The following is a 17,490-nucleotide window of genomic DNA, read 5'->3' as shown; positions in this document are numbered from 1 at the left end:
AGCTTCCGTTAACGTCAGGCTAGGGAAAGGAAAAAGCGCCGGCACTACGCCGCAGCGCGGCGGTGCCCGGGGCTGGCGCGCAGCCCGCCGGTGGCCGGATCAGTAAAGCGCCTGCTCTTCGAGTACAACTTCGCGCAGCAAGGCGAGAAACAACCGGTCGGCCTCGGAGTGCTCGGCGGGATCTTCCGGGATATGCACGCTGGTGGTGTCGGAGATTTCGTTGGCGACGCGCGCCATGCTCTCGGCGCCGCCGCCGTTGTCGAGCTCGCGGCGGGCAACGGCCAGCGACTGCTCAAGAATGTTGGGATCTTGTAACAGCTTGCGGATAAAGCCCTGCAGCTCGTTGATAATGCGTGTTTTCTGAATTTCTGAAGCGGACATGAGTCGTCTCCTCGATACACCGTGCCTTGATATGCCGTGTCTTGCACATGCCCCGCGGGCCGGGCCGCAGGGCGCTGTGACCATAGCATTTTTTGCCCTGCCACGCAGGGCGCAAGCGGCTAGCGCGTAAGCCGGCCGGCCTTGTGCTTGACCGGGTTGGCGTACTGCGCCAGCCAGTAGGGGCGCAGCTCTTCCGGCACCTCAGCGAGCCGCTTGGCGAAGCGCTCGCGGTCGGCTGTGGTAATGGCCGTGTGCGAGACCAGCTCCGGCGCCTCGCCCAGGGCTTCAAGGGCCAGGTAGTGGGTGGGAAAAAGCCGGTAGCCGCCGATGACCTGGCGGTCGATCTCGGCGGCGACTTCCTCAGCGCTGCCGGCGTCGGCCCCCAGCGGTGTGCCAAAGTTCAGCTGCACACGGCCCTTGTCGCCGGTGATGCCGGCTACGATGGAGGCGATATCTTCAAACTCGCTTTTAGCGTAGCCGCCCTGGGTGTCCAGATCAAAAAGCTCGCGCGCTTTTTGCACGTCGCAAGGGTCGAGTTCGTAGCTGATGGCGACCGGCACAATGCGCAGCTCAGCAATGGCCTCGCCGGTGCTGGCCTGTTTGTCGGCGCGCCGCCGGGCCATGGTCAGCATCTTGATGATGGCCGGGCCGGTGAGGTCAACGCCGTTTTTGGCGCGGCCTTCGCGCTGGGCCATCCAGATCGAGTGGTTGTCCGCGGTGATCGAGTGGCGAATGTAGTCCGAAAGGTTCTGGTAGGCGGCCAGCATGGCGCGCTTGCCTCGGGCGCTGCGCGGCACGATAAAGCTTTTGTTGAGCCGCATCAGGTCGGTGACGTAGGGCTTTTTCAGCAGGTTGTCGCCGATGGCGATGCGCACGGTGTTGCGCCCGGCCTGGTAGAGCGCGTAGTTGACAAACGCCGGGTCGAGCGAAATATCCCGATGGTTGCCGATGAACAGATACGCGGTGTGCGGGTCCAGCTGCTCAAGGCCGACGACGTTAAAGGCATCGGTGCTGCTTTGAATCATGCGGTTCATATAGCCGGCGATGCGCTGCTGAAAGGCGCGCACGTCGCGTACGCCCTGCACTTCGCGCCTTACCGCGCGGTTGGCCAGCAGGCGCGCCAGCGGCGGGGCGAGCTTGGCAAGCCTGGGCAGACGAAACTGCGTCAGCGCGTTGAGCAGCTCGTTGTCCCGGGCCAGGCGCTGGAGTACGGCCTCGACCTCGGCATCGGTATAGGGGCGAATATCCGCCCAGGGGTCGGAAGCGGCGTGAGAAGGTGCTGTGTGATGCGTCATGGGTTCCGTTCCGTCGGCGGTAGGGCAAAGGTAGTGCGGCAGCGGTAGACGAAAGCTTGTGTAGACGAAAGCCTGTGCGCCGGTGTCAGGCGGCGTCGCCGGTGCGCGCTTCGCCGCCCAGCCATTCGAGCAGGCGCGCGGTATCATCGGCAAGCGCCTGGGCCATGAGGATGAAGTCGGTTTCCAGCCGCGCCAGGGCGTCGTCGCCGTCGTCGGCGTGGTCGGCTTCTTCGATCAGCGCATCGCCAAAGCGCAGGGATTTCAGCGCCAGCTCATCGGTGAGCACGAAATTCAGCCGGCCGTCGATGCCCAGCGCCAGCTTGCTGGCTTGGCGGCCGCTTTCCAGAAGCTGCTGCATGTCGTCGCCGTCCAGGTCCACCTGACGGGCGCGCAGTACGCCGTCGTCGCCCTTGGCCTTGAGTTCGACCTGATCGCCCAGGCGCATATCGGCCGGACGGCTGCCGGGGTCGCCGAGCCATTCGGTCATGGCGCGAATGGGCAGGGTCTGCGCGCTCAGCGGGGTCACTTTCAAGCTGCCCAGCGTTTCGCGCAACAGATCCAGCACTTCTTCGGCCCGGGGCCGAGAGGCCGCGTTGATGCCTAAAAGCCCGCCGCGGCTGTCCCACCACAGGTCGATTTTCTGGCGTCGGATAAAGGCCTGGGGCAGCAGCGCTTCGGTGATTTCTTCTTTCAGCGCCGTCTTTTCCTGGCGTGTGACGCGGCGGCTTTCGGCCTGCTCGATGTCGGCTATGCGCTCCTCGACTTCTTCGCGCACCACGGCTGCCGGCAGCAGGCGCTCCTGGCGCAGCGCCGAGAGCAGCCGGTGGCCCTGAATGTCGTGGACGTACTGGCCGTTGCCGGCGCGGCCGGCCGGCGGTGTCCAGCCCAGCCGCCGGGCGTCGGCGCTGCCCAGCGCCACGGCGGCGTGGTCGCCAAGCACTTCGTCAAGCGCGGTGTGATCGATCTCGGGGGCGCCGTGCACGCGGTAGAGCAGCAGGTTTTTAAACCACATGTCGCCTGTCCTTGTGAGAACTGCGGGGGAGAAAAGGCGCACATTATGGCGAAAGCGCCTCCTTCCTGCCAGCCTGTCCCGGGTATTCGCACGATAATCCGGCGTGGTATCGCGGCCGGCGGCATGCGCCACGGCAGGCATCAAGGCGGCAGGCGCCATGAGCAAACTGCTGTCACGCACGGTCTTGCGGCTGCCCTTGGGCCGCCGGCAATGGTATGATGGGCAGATATTTGCGCGCCGTTGTCCGCTGTGCGTGCACGTCGTTAATTCGCCGTGCTGTACGCATAGCGCCAAGTAACGCAGTGCTCAACCACGCAGTGCAAAGGATCTGACTTTCATGGGTGACATCGCCAGAGACATTCTGCCCGTTAACATTGAAGACGAGCTTAAGCAGTCGTATCTCGACTATGCGATGAGCGTCATTATCGGTCGCGCGCTGCCCGACGTGCGCGACGGCCTAAAGCCCGTGCATCGGCGGGTGCTGTTCGCCATGCACGAGCTTGGCAACGACTGGAACAAGGCGTACAAGAAATCGGCGCGCGTGGTCGGCGATGTTATCGGTAAATATCACCCCCACGGCGACAGCGCGGTGTACGACACCATCGTGCGCATGGCCCAGGATTTTTCCATGCGCCACGTACTGGTGGACGGCCAGGGCAACTTCGGCTCCATTGACGGCGACAACGCCGCCGCCATGCGCTACACCGAGGTGCGCATGGCCAGGCTCTCCCACGAGCTGTTGGCCGATCTGGAAAAAGACACCGTCGACTGGGTCGACAACTACGACGGCACCGAGCGCATTCCTGACGTGCTGCCCACCCGGCTGCCCAATCTGCTGGTCAACGGCTCCTCGGGCATCGCGGTGGGCATGGCGACCAACATTCCGCCGCACAACATGAACGAAGTCATCGACGCTTGCCTGGCGCTGATCGACGACTATACGCTTTCCATCGACGACCTGATGGACTACGTGCCGGGGCCGGATTTCCCCACCGGCGGCATCATCAACGGCCGTGCGGGCATTCTTGACGCCTACCGCACCGGCCGCGGGCGGGTGTACGTGCGCGCGCGCCACACCATCGAGCACGACGACAAGACCGGCCGCGATCACATCATCGTCACCGAGCTTCCCTACCAGGTGAACAAGGCCCGGCTGATCGAGAAAATCGCCGAGCTGGTCAAGGAAAAGCGCATTGAGGGCATCGCTGAGCTTCGCGACGAGTCCGACAAGGACGGGCTGCGCGTGGTGATCGAGGCCAAGCGCGGCGAGTCCGGCGAGGTGCTGGTCAACAATCTTTTCGCCCAGACCCAGCTGCAAAACGTCTTTGGCATCAACATGGTGGCGCTGGAGAACGGCCAGCCCTATACGCTCAATCTCAAAGAGCTGCTGGAAGCCTTTGTTCGCCACCGCCGCGAAGTGGTCACCCGGCGCACGCTGTTTGAACTCAGAAAAGCCCGGGAGCGCGGCCATATCCTCGAAGGCCTGACCGTTGCTATCTCCAACATTGACGCGGTTATCGAGCTGATCAAGGCCTCGCCCAACGCCGCCGCCGCCCGAGAAAAGCTGATTGACGCCACCTGGCTGCCGGGTCAGGTCATCGATATGCTTGAACGCGCCGGGGCTACTTCGTGCAAGCCCGAGGATCTCGACGAAGGCTACGGCCTGAATCCGACGGCGAGCGCCTACCGGCTGTCACCGCCTCAGGCGCAGGCCATTCTGGAGCTGCGCCTGCACCGGCTGACCGGGCTGGAAACCGAAAAGCTGCTCGCCGAGTACGCCACCATTCTTGAGCGCATCGCCGAGCTTTCCGCGATTCTAGCCTCGCCGGACCGGCTGATGGAGGTGATCCGCGAAGAGCTGGTCGCCGTGCGCGACCAGTACGGCGACGCACGCCGCACCGATATTCAGGCCAGCCATCTGGATCTGTCCATCGAGGATTTGATCGCCGAGGAAGACATGGTGGTTACCGTGTCGCGCTCGGGCTACGCCAAGACCCAGCCGCTGTCGGACTATCAGGCCCAGCACCGCGGCGGGCGCGGCAAGTCCGCCACGGCGATGAAGGACGAAGACGTCATCGAGCACCTGCTGGTGGCCTCGACCCACGACACCGTGCTTTTGTTCTCCAACCGCGGCAAGGTCTACTGGCTCAAGGTCTACGAAATGCCCAACGCCAGCCGCGGCTCCCGGGGCAAGCCTTTGGTCAACCTGCTGCCGCTGGACGAGGGCGAGTCGATCAACGCCATCATGCCGGTGCGCGACTACGACGCCAGCCACTACATCTTTTTTGCCACCGCCAAAGGCACAGTCAAGCGCGTAAGCCTTGAGCAGTTCTCCCGGCCGCGCAGCGTAGGGCTGATCGCCATCGAGCTGGAAGACGACGACCGCCTGGTGGGGGCCAAGATTACCTCCGGCACCGACCACGCCATGCTGCTGTCGTCCAACGGCAAGGCGATTCGTTTCGAGGAGCGCGACGTTCGCGCCATGGGCCGTACCGCCCGGGGCGTGCGCGGCATGCGCCTGCAAGACGGCGCCGAGGTCATCAGCCTGATCATTCCCCAGCACCAGCAGATCGACGCCGAGGACGAGGGCGCCGACGCCGAGGCCGGCGAAGAGGCGCCGTCGCCGATCTACATCCTCACCGCCAGCGAGAACGGCTACGGCAAGCGCACCTCGCTTGGCGAATTCCCGCTGCGCGGGCGCGGCGGCCAGGGCGTGATCGCCATGCAGACAAGCGAACGCAACGGCGCGCTGGTGGCCGGCATGCAGGTCTACGACAGCGATGAAATGATGCTGATCACCGACCGCGGCACCCTGGTGCGCACCCGCGTTGACGAAGTTTCCACCACCTCGCGCAACACCCAGGGCGTGATGCTGATCCGCCTGGGCAAAGACGAGCACCTGGTCAAAACCGTGCGCGTGGACGAGCCGGGCGCACAGGACGATGAAAACGCAGACGACGAAGACGATAACGCGGCCGCCATTGACCCGGTGACAGAGAACGAGACAGGCCGCGCGATGCCCGACACAGCAGGCGAGGAGAGCAGCGATGAGCCGTAAGCATAACTTTTGCGCCGGCCCGGCGGCGCTGCCCACGAAGGTGCTGGAACGCGCCCGGGATGAAATGCTCGACTACCGCGGCTACGGCCTTTCCACCATGGAAATGAGCCATAGAAGCCCCGAGTTCACGGCCATTGCCGAACGCGCCGAGGCCGATCTGCGCACGCTGTTAAGCGTGCCGGATAACTACAAGGTGCTGTTTTTGCAGGGCGGGGCCACGCTGCAGTTCTCCATGCTGCCCATGAATCTTCTGGGCCGCGGCGGGCGTGCCAACTTTATTCAGACCGGCATCTGGAGCACCAAGGCGCTGACGGAGGCGCAGCGTTTGGGTGCGGACTGGCACGTCGCGGCCAACACCGAAGCCGAGGGCAACGTCGCCGTGCCGCGCCCGGATGCGCTGGATATGAGCGACGACGCCGCCTATCTGCACTACGCTGCCAACGAAACCATCGGCGGGCTGGCGTTTGACTACGTACCCCGGGGGCGCCGCCCGGACGGCGTCGAGGTGCCGGTGGTGTGCGATATGTCGTCGAGCATTCTTTCCGAGCCGCTGGACGTGTCGCAGTTCGGCGTGATTTACGCCGGCGCGCAGAAAAACATCGGCCCGGCGGGGCTGACGCTTGTTATCGTGCGCGACGACCTGCTGGAGCAGGCCCAGGCGATCATGCCCACCCCGATGCGCTACAGCGTCGTCGCCAAGGCCGGCTCCATGCTCAATACGCCGCCTACCTACGCCTGGTATCTGGCCGGGCTGGTTTTTGACTGGCTGAAAAACGACGTGGGCGGGCTGGCCGCCATGCACGCCATCAATCAGCGCAAGGCCGAAAAGCTCTACGCCGCCATTGATCAAAGCGCGTTCTACGCCAACCCCATCGCGCCGGCCAACCGCTCGCGGATGAACGTGCCTTTTACCCTGGCGGATGCGCGGCTGGACGGCGAATTTCTGCGCGAGGCCGACGCCGCCGGGCTGTTGAACCTGAAAGGCCATCGCAGCGTGGGCGGTATGCGGGCCAGCCTGTACAACGCGGTGCCTGAAGCTGCCGTGGACGCGCTGACCGCGTTCATGGCCGATTTTGAACAACGAAAAGGCTAACCACCATGTCATCTGATGCGTCAGCCAGGCTGGACGCGCTGCGAGAGCGCATCGACCAGCTCGACTGCGATATTCTCCACCTGATCAGCGAACGCGCTCAGTGCGCCCAGGAAGTGGCCGAGGTCAAGCTTGCAGAAGACCCCGCTACGCTATTTTATCGTCCCGAGCGTGAAGCCCAGGTGCTGCGCCGCATCATGGCGATGAACAAAGGGCCGCTGTCCGACGAGGAAATGGCGCGGCTTTTCCGCGAAGTCATGTCGGCCTGCCTGGCGCTGGAGCAGCCGGTCAAGGTGGCGTATCTGGGCCCCGAGGGCACCTTTACCCAGCAGGCCGCGCTCAAGCACTTCGGCGAAAGCGCGGTGAGCCTGCCCATGGCGGCGATCGACGAGGTGTTCCGCGAAGTCGAGGCCGGCGCGGTGCACTACGGCGTGGTGCCGGTGGAAAACTCCACCGAGGGCGTGGTCAACCATACCCTGGATACGTTTCTGGAGTCGTCGATCCATATCTGCGGCGAGGTGGTGCTGCGCATTCACCACCACCTGCTGGTGGGGGAAAACACCCGCCGCGACAAGATCTCGCGGATCTACTCCCATCCCCAGTCGTTTGCCCAGTGCCGCAAATGGCTGGATGCCCACTATCCCCACGCCGAGCGCGTGGCCGTGGCCTCCAACGCCGAGGCCTCAAGGCTGGTCAAGACCGAGTGGCACAGCGCCGCCATTGCCGGCGATATGGCGGGTAAACTCTACGGCCTTGAAGTCATCGCCGATAAGGTCGAAGATCGCCCGGACAACTCCACCCGCTTTTTGATCATCGGCAACCGCGACGCGCCGCTGTCCGGCAGCGACAAAACCTCGCTGGTGGTCGCCATGCGCAACCAGCCCGGCGCGCTGCACGATCTGCTGGAGCCGTTTCATCGCCACCAGATCGACATGACCCGGCTGGAAACCCGGCCCTCGCGCAGCGGCGTGTGGAACTACGTGTTTTTCATTGACTTCGTCGGCCACCACGAAGAGCCCCGCGTGGCGGCAATGCTTGACGAAGTGCGCCTGCGCGCCGCCGACCTCAAGGTGCTGGGCTCCTACCCTCAGGGCGTGCTGTGATTGCCATGCGTGCAGACACTGCCTGCCGGGCAGAGAGTGCGACGCTGCTGATTGTGGGGCTGGGGTTGATCGGCGGCTCGCTGGCCGCCGGGCTGCGTCAGCGCGGTTTTCGTGGCCGCATGATCGCCTGCGATCCGGACGCGCGAGAAATTCGGCGCGGCATCGATATGGGGCTGATCGACGACGGCGGCACTGACCTTGCCGCGCTGGCGCCGGCGGCCGACACGATCGTGCTGGCGGTGCCGGTGCTGGCCATCCCCGGCGTGCTGGGCGAGCTCCGCGCGCTCAACCCTGAGCTGAAAGGGCAGACGGTCACCGACGTAGGCAGCACCAAGGCCATTGTGCGGGACGCGGCGCGTCGGCTCTTCGGTCGCGTTCCGAAAACGCTGGTGCTTGGCCATCCCATTGCCGGCTCGGAAAAAAGCGGGGTGGCCGCGGCCGATCCCGACCTGTATGCCGGGCACAACGTGATCCTCACCCCCGAGGCCGATACCGACGCCGGCGCGCTCGCCCGGGTGCGCGCGCTGTGGCAGAGTTGCGGTGCCAACGTGCTGGAAATGGACGTGGAGCGCCACGACGCGGTGCTTGCGCAAACCAGCCATCTGCCGCACCTGCTGGCGTTTTCGCTGGTGGACACCCTTGCCCGTCAGGACGCCCGGCTGGATATCTTCCGCTACGCCGCCGGCGGCTTTCGCGACTTTACCCGCATCGCCGGCAGCGACCCGGTGATGTGGCGGGATATTTTCACCGCCAACCGCGACGCCGTGCTGGCCTCGCTGGACGATTTTGAAGCCGGGCTTTCCCGCCTGCGCGCCGCGGTGGAGACCGGCGACGGCGACGCCATGCTCGCCGCCTTTGGCCGTGCCAGCCACGCGCGGCATTATTTTGAATCGCTGCTGAACAAAACCAGCTACCAAACGGAATATGCCATGCAACCACACAGTCAGGTGACCTACCGGGTGCGTCCGGGCGGCGGCGCCCGGGGGCGCGTGCGCGTGCCCGGCGACAAGTCGATTTCCCACCGTTCGATCATGCTCGGCGCCCTTGCCGACGGCGTGACCACCGTGACCGGCTTTCTTGAAGGCGAAGACAGCCTGGCCACGCTGCAGGCGTTTCGCGAAATGGGGGTGGCCATTGAAGGCCCCCACCAGGGCCGGGTGGTCATTCACGGCGTGGGCCTTCACGGCCTCAAGGCGCCCTCCGGGCCTATCTACGTGGGCAACTCCGGTACTGCCATGCGCCTTTTTGCCGGGCTTTTGGCCGGCCAGTCGTTCTCAAGCGAGCTTGCCGGCGACGCCTCGCTGACCAAGCGCCCGATGAACCGCGTGGCCGAGCCGCTGCGCGCCATGGGGGCTGTCATCGACACCGCCGAAGACGGCCGCCCGCCGCTGAAAATTCACGGCGGCCAGGCGCTGACCGGCCTGTATTACGACATGCCCGTGGCCAGCGCTCAGGTCAAGTCCTGCCTGCTGCTCGCCGGCCTGTACGCCGAAGGCGAAACTTGGGTGCGCGAGCCGGCACCCACGCGGGATCACACCGAGCGCATGCTCGGCGGCTTTGGCTACCCGGTCGAGCGCGACGGCGACACCTGCCGGCTAACCGGCGGCAAGCGCCTGACCGCCGGCCCCATCGACGTGCCGGCGGATATTTCCTCGGCGGCGTTTTTCATGGTCGCCGCGGCGATTACCCCGGGATCGGACCTCACTCTGGAGCACGTGGGCATCAACCCCACCCGCACCGGGATCATCAATATCCTCAAGCTGATGGGCGCGAACCTTGAGCTGGTTGACGAGCGCGAAGTGGGCGGCGAGCCGGTGGCGGACATCCGCGTGCGCCATGCTCCGCTCAAGGCCGTCGACATCCCGGTGGAACAGGTGCCGCTGGCCATCGACGAGTTTCCCGCGCTGTTTATCGCCGCGGCCAACGCCGCCGGCACTACCCGACTGCGCGATGCTGCCGAGCTGCGGGTGAAAGAATCCGACCGGCTTGCCGCCATGGCCGACGGCCTGGCGACGCTGGGCGTGGCGCACACCCTGTTGGACGACGGCATCGATATTGTCGGCAACGGCGACGGCTCGGCTGCCAGCTACGGCGGCGGGCGTATCGACAGCCTGGGGGATCACCGCATCGCCATGGCATTCGCCGTCGCTGCGCTGCGTGCAAGCGACGATATCGTGATTGATAACTGCGCCAACGTCGCCACGTCTTTCCCTGACTTTATCGAGCTCGCCCGGCGTATCGGCATGGGGCTAGACGCGGAGGGTGGCCATGTGCGTTAACGACGCCCCCGTACCGGTTGTCACCGTGGACGGCCCCGGCGGTGCCGGCAAGGGCACGGTCAGCAGCCTGATCGCTGAGCGTTTGGGCTGGCACCTGCTGGACAGCGGCGCGCTGTACCGGCTGACCGCTTTTGCCGCCGGCAAGCACGGCGTGGCGCTGGACGACGAAGCCGGCCTGGCTGAAGTCGCCGAAAACCTTGACGTGGCCTTTCCGGTAGCCGACGGTGCCGTGCAGACGCTGCTCGAAGGCGAAGACGTGACCCGCGCGATTCGCACCGAGCAGGCCGGCGAGCGTGCTTCTCAGGTGGCCGCCGTGCCCGCGGTGCGCGAAGCGCTGCTCAAGCGCCAGCGCGATTTCTGCCAGCCCCCGGGGCTGGTGGCCGACGGGCGCGACATGGGCACGGTGGTTTTCCACGAGGCGGGATTGAAGATATTTTTGACCGCAAGCGCCGAAGAGCGCGCCCGGCGGCGCTACGCGCAGTTGCGCCAAGCCGGTGTGGATGCTAATCTTTCGAGTCTTTTGCAGGAGATTCAGGCACGCGATGCACGCGACACGCAGCGCAGCGTGGCACCGCTCAAGCCGGCAGACGATGCCGTAACCCTTGACACCACGCGCCTGAGTATACCGGAAGTGGTGGAACAGCTGACCGAACTGCTGGCCCGTCGAGGCATGGCGTAAGGCACCTGATTCTCCCTTGCGGCGCCTTTGCTGCGGCGTCACGGCGTGGCCGGGCAGATAGCTCACACACGATGAGCCCGACCAGGTCTAACCAGCGTTAACGCCCGCAAAGGCAGAGTGACATTAGGCCCGTACTCGCTGGTGGTACGGAGAAGGCACATCGTGCCTCAAACAACGTTGATCACGTAGGAACACCATGAGCGAAAGCTTTGCTGAACTGTTTGAACAGTCTCTTAACGACATCAACATGGAGCCCGGCGCCATCGTCGCGGCCCAGGTTGTCGACATTGACGGTGACTGGGTTACCGTTAACGCCGGTCTGAAGTCCGAAGGCCAGATTCCGGCGTCGCAATTCCTCGACGAAAACGGCGAGCTTGCCATTGCCGTCGGCGACGACGTACACGTTGCTCTTGAGGCCGTTGAAGACGGTTTCGGCGCTACCCGCCTGTCTCGTGAGAAGGCCAAGCGCGCCGAGGCGTGGAAAGTGCTGGAAGCGGCCTTCGAAAAAGACGAAATCGTCAAAGGCGTGATCAACGGCAAGGTCAAGGGCGGTTTCACCGTCGACGTCGACTCCATCCGCGCCTTTTTGCCCGGCTCGCTGGTGGACGTTCGTCCGGTGCGCGACACCACGCACCTGGAAAACAAAGAGCTGGACTTCAAGGTCATCAAGCTCGATCCCAAGCGTAACAACGTCGTGGTTTCGCGTCGCGCAGTGCTTGAAGCCGAAAACAGCGCCGAGCGCGAAGCGCTGCTCGCCACGCTGCAGGAAGGCCAGCAGATCAAGGGTATCGTCAAGAACCTGACCGACTACGGCGCCTTCGTCGACCTTGGCGGCGTGGACGGTTTGCTGCACATCACCGACATGGCCTGGAAGCGCATCAAGCATCCGTCCGAGATCGTCGCCGTGGGTGATGAAATCAACGTCAAGGTGCTCAAGTTTGACCGCGAGCGTAACCGCGTATCGCTGGGGCTCAAGCAGCTGGGCGAAGATCCGTGGGTCAACATCAAGGGCCGCTACCCGGAAGGCACCAAGGTGCACGCCACCGTCACCAACCTCACCGACTACGGCTGCTTTGCCGAGCTGGAAGAGGGCGTCGAAGGGCTGGTACACGTCTCCGAAATGGACTGGACCAACAAAAACATCCACCCCTCCAAGGTGGTGCAGGTGGGTGACGACGTTGACGTCATGGTGCTGGATATCGACGAAGAGCGCCGTCGTATTTCCCTGGGTATCAAGCAGTGCACTCCGAACCCGTGGGAAACCTTCAACGCCGAGTACAACAAGGGCGATCGCGTCTCCGGTACCATCAAGTCGATCACCGACTTTGGTATCTTCATCGGCCTGCCCGGCGGTATCGACGGGCTGGTACACCTGTCCGACATTTCCTGGACCGAGCCCGGCGAGGAAGCCGTGCGCCAGTTCAAGAAAGGTGACGAAGCCGAAGCCGTTATCCTCTCCATTGATCCCGAGCGCGAGCGCATTTCGCTGGGCATCAAGCAGATGGATACCGACCCGGTTGCCGAGTTCCTGTCTGTCAACGACAAGGGCACCATTGTGACCGGCCGCGTTGTTGAAGTTGATGCCAAGCAGGCGCAGGTTGAGCTGGCCACCGACGTGGTTGCCGTGCTCAAGGCTTCCGAAATCAGCGCCGATCGCGTGGAAGATGCGCGCAACGTGCTCAGCGAAGGCGACAGCGTCGAGGCGCGCATCGTAAGCGTTGACCGCAAGAGCCGCCAGATCAACCTCTCGGTCAAGGCCAAGGATCAAGACGACACGCGCCAGAACATGAAAAAGCTGCGCGAACAGGATCAGGATGCCGGCGGTGCCACGACCATCGGTGATTTGATCAAGCAGCAGATGGGACAGGACTAACCCGTCTGACGGTTTGCCGGCAGCGCATAGTGCCTGGCAACGCATGATCCAACGCCGCCCTGAAGGGCGGCGTTTTTTTATCGCAGTTTTTATTGCAGCCCGCTTGCTGCGGGCAGGGCGTCCAGAGAGAACTGACGCAGGCGCGGCTTGGCCTGATCGGCATCGGCGGCTATCACGATGTCCCAGCCGTGCTGCTCGCTCCAGTCGCCGAGTACGTAGCGTTTTGCCGGCCGGTCTTCCACCGTCAGGTCGTGAACCTTGGGGCGATGGGTGTGGCCGTGGATCATTGTGGCCACGCCGTGCTCTGCCATCAGGTCCACGACGTCGGACGGTGTGACATCCATGATGGCTTCCGCTTTGGTGGCGTTGGCCTCACCGGACTGCTCTCGCAGCCGCTGGGCCAGTGCCACGCGCTCGCCAAAAGGCATGGCCAGCATTTGCGCCTGCCAGACAGGGTCGCGCGCCTGGCGACGAAACGCCATGTAGGCGTCGTCCCGGGTGCACAGGCTGTCGCCGTGCAGCAGTACCACCGGGACGCCGTGCAGCTTGCCGGCCTGAACCTCAGGCAGCAGCGCCGCCCGGCAGCAGCGGGCAAAACGCTCGCCGATGAGAAAATCACGGTTGCCGTGCATGAAGTAGACAGCCGTGCCGCTACTGGCCAGACGGCGCAGCGCGTCGATTACCCGGTGGGCGATGTCGGCAAGCGGGTGCGGCTGGTCGAGAAGGTCATCGCCCGGCCAGGCATCGAAAAGATCGCCGAGAATATACAGGGCCTGCGCGCCCTGAGCGGTCGTTTCCAGATAGCGGATAAAGCCTTGCACCGTACCCGGCGTGTGCTCGCTCAGATGCAGATCGGCAACCAGCAGCGTGCGCATGGGGCTCTCCGGATTAGCCGTCATCCTGGGGCGTGTCTCGGGCCGCGTCTGTTACATAGGCGCGTTCAATGATCACGTCTTCAGCGGGGACGTCAGCGTGCATGCCGCGGCGCGTGGTGGCCACCGCCTTGATCGTATTGACCACGTCCATGCCGTCGACGACTTCACCAAAGACGGCATAGCCCCAGCCTTGAAGGTTTTTGCCGGTGTGGTTGAGAAAATCGTTGTCGCCTACGTTGATGAAAAACTGCGCGGTGGCGGAGTGCGGATCCTGGGTGCGCGCCATGGCCAGCGCGCCCTTGACGTTTTTCAGGCCGTTGTCGGCTTCGTTGTTGATGGGCGCGCGGGTGGGCTTTTGATTGAAGTTTTGGTCAAAGCCGCCGCCCTGGACCATGAAGCCGTCGATAACCCGGTGAAACAGCGTGCCGTCGTAAAAGCCGTCGCGCACGTAGCGTTCAAAGTTGGCCGCGGTTTTCGGCGCCTTGTCGTGATGGAGTTCAACGGTGATATCACCGTAGTTGGTCTGCAGTACGATCATGGATACATTCCTGTTCATTAAAAGCGTCGCCGCGTTTAAACCGGGCATTAGCCTTGGCCCTAAGCATCGGCGTCACGTTATAATACCGGTTTTGCCCGGTACCGCGAAGGCCGGCACGCCATCGACTACGAGGTTTCCAACGCCACCATGACCACTGAGACCCCTAAAGCGCCCAACTTTATCCGCAACCAGGTCCTTGAGGAGATTGCGGGCGGCCAGGTCGAACGCATCGTGACGCGCTTTCCCCCGGAGCCGAACGGCTTTTTGCATATCGGCCATGCCAAATCGATCTGTTTGAACTTCGGCCTGGCCGAGGAAACCGGCGGGCAGTGCCACCTGCGCTTTGATGACACCAACCCGGCCAAGGAAGAGCAGGCCTATATCGATGCCATCAAGGAAGACGTGCACTGGCTGGGCTTTGAATGGGCAGGCCCGGTGCGTTTTGCGTCAGACTACTTCGACCAGCTCTACGCCTGGGCGCAGCATCTGGTGCGCGAGGGCAAGGCCTATGTCGATGATCTCTCGCCGGATGAAATTCGCGACTACCGCGGCACGCTCACCGAGCCGGGCACGCCCAGCCCGTACCGCGAGCGCGGCGTGGAGGAAAACCTCGATCTGCTGGAGCGCATGCGCCAGGGCGAGTTTGCCGAAGGCGGCCGTGTGCTGCGCGCCAAGATCGACATGGCCTCGTCCAATATCAACCTGCGCGATCCGATCCTTTACCGCATTCGCCACGCCACCCACCACCAGACCGGCGACAAATGGCACATCTACCCGTCCTATGATTTCACCCACGGCCAGTCCGATGCCGTTGAAGGCGTGACCCATTCGCTGTGTACCCTGGAGTTCGAGGATCACCGGCCGCTGTACAACTGGTTTTTAGACAACCTGCCGGTGCCGGCCCGGCCGCGCCAGACCGAGTTTGCCCGGCTGAACCTCAACTACACGCTGACCTCCAAGCGCAAGCTCAAACTGCTGGTGGACGAAGGCTTCGTTGACGGCTGGGACGACCCGCGCATGCCGACGATCTCGGGCATGCGCCGCCGGGGCTATACGCCGGCTTCCATTCGCAAGTTCTGCGACATGGTCGGCGTCAGCCGCTCGGACAGCGGGCTGGTGGATATCGCCATGCTCACCCACGCCATCCGTTCCGACCTGGAAGACAACGCCCCCCGCGCCATGTGCGTGCTGCGCCCGCTGAAGGTGGTGCTGACCAACGTCGCGGAAGACTTCGAGGAAACCTACAGCGTCGCCGGCCACCCCGCGCGGGACGATATGGCCGTGCGCCGAGTGCCGCTGACCCGCGAGCTCTACATCGACCACCACGACTTCATGGAAGAGCCGCCGAAAAAGTTCTTCCGCCTGGCGCCGGGCAAGGAAGTGCGCCTGCGCAACAGCTACGTCATCCGCTGCGACGAGGTCATCAAGGACGCCGCCGGCGAAATCGCGGAGCTGCGCTGCTCGGTCGACTTCGATACGCTGGGCAAAAATCCGGAAGGGCGCAAGGTCAAGGGCGTGCTGCACTGGGTCAGCGCGGTGCACGGCATTCCCATGGAGGTGCGCCTGTACGACAATCTCTTCACCGTGGAGCAGCCCGACCGGGACAAGGACGCCGACTTCCTTGAACATCTAAACCCTGAGTCGCTGGTGACCTGCCGCGCCATCGGTGAGCCAAGCCTGGCCGAGGCAACGCCCGAATCGCGTTTTCAGTTCGAGCGCGTGGGCTATTTCTGCGCCGACCGGCACGCCTCAACGCCTGAGCATCTGGTGTTCAACCGCACCGTGGGGCTCAAGGACACCTGGGCGAAAATCAAAAAGAAAGGCTAAGCCCGATTGAGGCAAGGAGATCCCCATGCAGGTGTATAACACCCTGACCCGACGCAAAGAGCCGCTGGCGCCTCTTGAGCCGGGCAAAATCGGCATGTACGTATGCGGCATGACGGTCTACGACTACTGCCATCTAGGCCATGCCCGGGTCATGGTGGCGTTTGACCTGATCAGCCGCTACCTGCGCGCGCGCGGTTTTGACGTGACCTATGTGCGCAACATTACCGATATCGACGACAAGATCCTCCAGCGCGCCGCCGATAACGGCGAACGCATCGAGGCGCTGACCGAGCGCATGATCGCGGCCATGCACGAAGACGAAGCCCGGCTTGGCGTGCTGCCGCCGGACGCCGAGCCCCGGGCCACCGGCCACGTTGACGAGATCATCGCCATGATCGAGACGCTGATCGAGAAAGGCTATGCCTACCCGGCGGCCAACGGCGACGTGTACTACCGGGTGCGCCGCTTTGCCGAATACGGCAGGCTCAACAACCGCAACCTCGACGATATGCGTGCCGGTGCCCGGGTGGACGTGGACGATAGCAAGGAAGACCCGCTGGATTTCGTGCTGTGGAAAGCGGCCAAGCCCGGCGAGGCGCACTGGCCGTCGCCCTGGGGCAAGGGCCGGCCGGGCTGGCATATCGAGTGCTCGGCCATGTCCACCTGCAGTCTGGGCAACACCTTTGACATTCACGGCGGCGGGCCGGACTTGACCTTCCCCCACCACGAAAACGAGATTGCCCAGTCCGAAGCCGCCACCGGCCAGACCTACGTCAACACCTGGATGCACGCCGGCGCCGTACGCGTAGACCAGGAGAAAATGTCCAAGTCGCTGGGCAATTTCTTTACCATTCGCGATGTGCTCACCGAGCACGATCCGGAAGTAGTGCGCTATCTGCTGGTGGCCAGCCACTACCGCAGCGCGATCAACTATTCCGTGGATTCGCTGACCGAGGCGCGCAAATCGCTGACGCGGCTGTACACGGCGCTGGACAGCATTGAGCCGGCGCCCTTCAACGATAGCCTGATCGAGCCGCAAAGCGCCTACGCCAGGCGTTTTATTCAGGCCATGGACGACGACTTCAATACGCCGGAAGCGCTGGCGGTGCTGTTTGAGCTGACGCGCGATCTCAACCGCGCCCGGGCCGAAGGCGACGCCAGTGCGCCGCGGCTGGCCGGCGAGCTGCGCGCTCTTGGCGGCGTGCTGGGGCTTTTGTCCCAGCCGCCCGGCGCTTTTCTTCACGGCGGCGATGCGGGCGTGGATGCCGCACATATAGAGTCGCAGATTGCCCGGCGCGCCGAGGCCAAGGCGGCCAAGAATTTTGCCCTGGCAGATGCCATCCGCGACGAGCTGGCCGGCGAAGGGGTTATTCTCAAGGATTCCCGCGAAGGCACGCGCTGGGTCATCCAGTCGGCCGACGGCTGATCTGTTACCGGCCGGCGTGTGTCGCTATAGTGGCGTCAGGCAGGCAGGGAAACA

General features: G+C 64.0%; 13 protein-coding genes. 8 read left to right on the top strand and 5 right to left on the bottom strand.

The window, feature by feature from the left end; genetic code table 11:
• Window positions 1-99 precede the first annotated feature (99 nt).
• From ABD654_RS10195 to ABD654_RS10185, 3 genes are all read right to left on the bottom strand, one after another.
• On the bottom strand, window positions 100-381 hold the full coding sequence (locus tag ABD654_RS10195) for a hypothetical protein (protein WP_344704778.1): 282 nt from the start codon (window positions 379-381) through the stop codon (window positions 100-102).
• Window positions 382-500: 119 nt separating this feature from the next.
• Window positions 501-1,676, bottom strand: a complete 1,176-nt coding sequence (locus ABD654_RS10190; protein WP_344704777.1) for a 1-acyl-sn-glycerol-3-phosphate acyltransferase — start codon at window positions 1,674-1,676, stop codon at window positions 501-503.
• An 85-nt stretch (window positions 1,677-1,761) separates the two neighbouring features.
• Window positions 1,762-2,688 (bottom strand): recombination-associated protein RdgC, encoded by a 927-nt coding sequence (locus ABD654_RS10185; RefSeq protein WP_344704776.1) that lies wholly within the window; start codon window positions 2,686-2,688, stop codon window positions 1,762-1,764.
• A gap of 337 nt (window positions 2,689-3,025) precedes the next feature.
• On the opposite strand from ABD654_RS10185, the gene gyrA reads away from it, so the two are divergent.
• The 6 genes from gyrA (at window position 3,026) to rpsA (ending at window position 12,770) form a co-directional block, all read left to right on the top strand.
• Window positions 3,026-5,746 (top strand): DNA gyrase subunit A, encoded by a 2,721-nt coding sequence (gene gyrA / locus ABD654_RS10180; RefSeq protein ID WP_344704775.1) that lies wholly within the window; start codon window positions 3,026-3,028, stop codon window positions 5,744-5,746.
• A complete protein-coding gene (gene serC, locus ABD654_RS10175) occupies window positions 5,736-6,839 on the top strand; it encodes a 3-phosphoserine/phosphohydroxythreonine transaminase (protein WP_344704774.1) in 1,104 nt (367 codons plus the stop codon). The genes gyrA and serC overlap by 11 nt, the downstream gene beginning before the upstream one ends.
• Window positions 6,840-6,844: 5 nt before the next feature.
• Window positions 6,845-7,939, top strand: a complete 1,095-nt coding sequence (gene pheA, locus ABD654_RS10170; RefSeq protein WP_344704773.1) for a prephenate dehydratase — start codon at window positions 6,845-6,847, stop codon at window positions 7,937-7,939.
• Window positions 7,940-7,944: 5 nt separating this feature from the next.
• Window positions 7,945-10,218 (top strand): bifunctional prephenate dehydrogenase/3-phosphoshikimate 1-carboxyvinyltransferase, encoded by a 2,274-nt coding sequence (locus tag ABD654_RS10165; protein ID WP_344704772.1) that lies wholly within the window; start codon window positions 7,945-7,947, stop codon window positions 10,216-10,218.
• A complete protein-coding gene (gene cmk, locus ABD654_RS10160; RefSeq protein ID WP_344704771.1) occupies window positions 10,208-10,897 on the top strand; it encodes a (d)CMP kinase in 690 nt (229 codons plus the stop codon). Before ABD654_RS10165 ends, cmk begins: the two co-directional genes overlap by 11 nt.
• A gap of 196 nt (window positions 10,898-11,093) precedes the next feature.
• Window positions 11,094-12,770, top strand: coding sequence for a 30S ribosomal protein S1 (gene rpsA, locus ABD654_RS10155; RefSeq protein ID WP_344704770.1), 1,677 nt, complete (start codon window positions 11,094-11,096; stop codon window positions 12,768-12,770).
• An 89-nt stretch (window positions 12,771-12,859) separates the two neighbouring features.
• Here the strand turns inward: rpsA and ABD654_RS10150 are convergent, their stop codons facing one another.
• Together ABD654_RS10150 and ABD654_RS10145 are read right to left on the bottom strand one after the other, a co-directional pair.
• Window positions 12,860-13,645 (bottom strand): UDP-2,3-diacylglucosamine diphosphatase, encoded by a 786-nt coding sequence (locus ABD654_RS10150; protein ID WP_344704769.1) that lies wholly within the window; start codon window positions 13,643-13,645, stop codon window positions 12,860-12,862.
• A 13-nt stretch (window positions 13,646-13,658) separates the two neighbouring features.
• Window positions 13,659-14,183, bottom strand: a complete 525-nt coding sequence (locus tag ABD654_RS10145; RefSeq protein ID WP_344704768.1) for a peptidylprolyl isomerase — start codon at window positions 14,181-14,183, stop codon at window positions 13,659-13,661.
• A 147-nt stretch (window positions 14,184-14,330) separates the two neighbouring features.
• Here ABD654_RS10145 and ABD654_RS10140 point away from each other — a divergent pair, with 147 nt between their 5' ends.
• Window positions 14,331-16,010, top strand: coding sequence for a glutamine--tRNA ligase/YqeY domain fusion protein (locus tag ABD654_RS10140; protein ID WP_344704767.1), 1,680 nt, complete (start codon window positions 14,331-14,333; stop codon window positions 16,008-16,010).
• Window positions 16,011-16,035: 25 nt separating this feature from the next.
• Window positions 16,036-17,436 carry a cysteine--tRNA ligase gene (gene cysS / locus ABD654_RS10135; RefSeq protein ID WP_344704766.1) on the top strand — a complete coding sequence of 467 codons (1,401 nt, stop codon included), beginning with the start codon at window positions 16,036-16,038 and terminating at the stop codon, window positions 17,434-17,436.
• The last annotated feature ends 54 nt before the right edge of the window (window positions 17,437-17,490 follow it).

It is taken from the genome of Halomonas cibimaris (assembly GCF_039537045.1).
Lineage (GTDB): Bacteria > Pseudomonadota > Gammaproteobacteria > Pseudomonadales > Halomonadaceae > Vreelandella > Vreelandella cibimaris.
This window is presented reverse-complemented; position numbering and strand designations above follow the sequence as displayed.

Coding starts and splice junctions, on each gene's coding strand:
- cysS (WP_344704766.1), top strand. CDS start 16,036: ATGCAGGTGTATAACACCCTGACCCGACGCAAAGAGCCGCTGGCGCCT.
- ABD654_RS10185 (WP_344704776.1), bottom strand. CDS start 2,688: ATGTGGTTTAAAAACCTGCTGCTCTACCGCGTGCACGGCGCCCCCGAG.
- ABD654_RS10140 (WP_344704767.1), top strand. CDS start 14,331: ATGACCACTGAGACCCCTAAAGCGCCCAACTTTATCCGCAACCAGGTC.
- rpsA (WP_344704770.1), top strand. CDS start 11,094: ATGAGCGAAAGCTTTGCTGAACTGTTTGAACAGTCTCTTAACGACATC.
- ABD654_RS10145 (WP_344704768.1), bottom strand. CDS start 14,183: ATGATCGTACTGCAGACCAACTACGGTGATATCACCGTTGAACTCCAT.
- serC (WP_344704774.1), top strand. CDS start 5,736: ATGAGCCGTAAGCATAACTTTTGCGCCGGCCCGGCGGCGCTGCCCACG.
- ABD654_RS10195 (WP_344704778.1), bottom strand. CDS start 381: ATGTCCGCTTCAGAAATTCAGAAAACACGCATTATCAACGAGCTGCAG.
- gyrA (WP_344704775.1), top strand. CDS start 3,026: ATGGGTGACATCGCCAGAGACATTCTGCCCGTTAACATTGAAGACGAG.
- ABD654_RS10190 (WP_344704777.1), bottom strand. CDS start 1,676: ATGACGCATCACACAGCACCTTCTCACGCCGCTTCCGACCCCTGGGCG.
- ABD654_RS10165 (WP_344704772.1), top strand. CDS start 7,945: ATGCGTGCAGACACTGCCTGCCGGGCAGAGAGTGCGACGCTGCTGATT.
- cmk (WP_344704771.1), top strand. CDS start 10,208: ATGTGCGTTAACGACGCCCCCGTACCGGTTGTCACCGTGGACGGCCCC.
- pheA (WP_344704773.1), top strand. CDS start 6,845: ATGTCATCTGATGCGTCAGCCAGGCTGGACGCGCTGCGAGAGCGCATC.
- ABD654_RS10150 (WP_344704769.1), bottom strand. CDS start 13,645: ATGCGCACGCTGCTGGTTGCCGATCTGCATCTGAGCGAGCACACGCCG.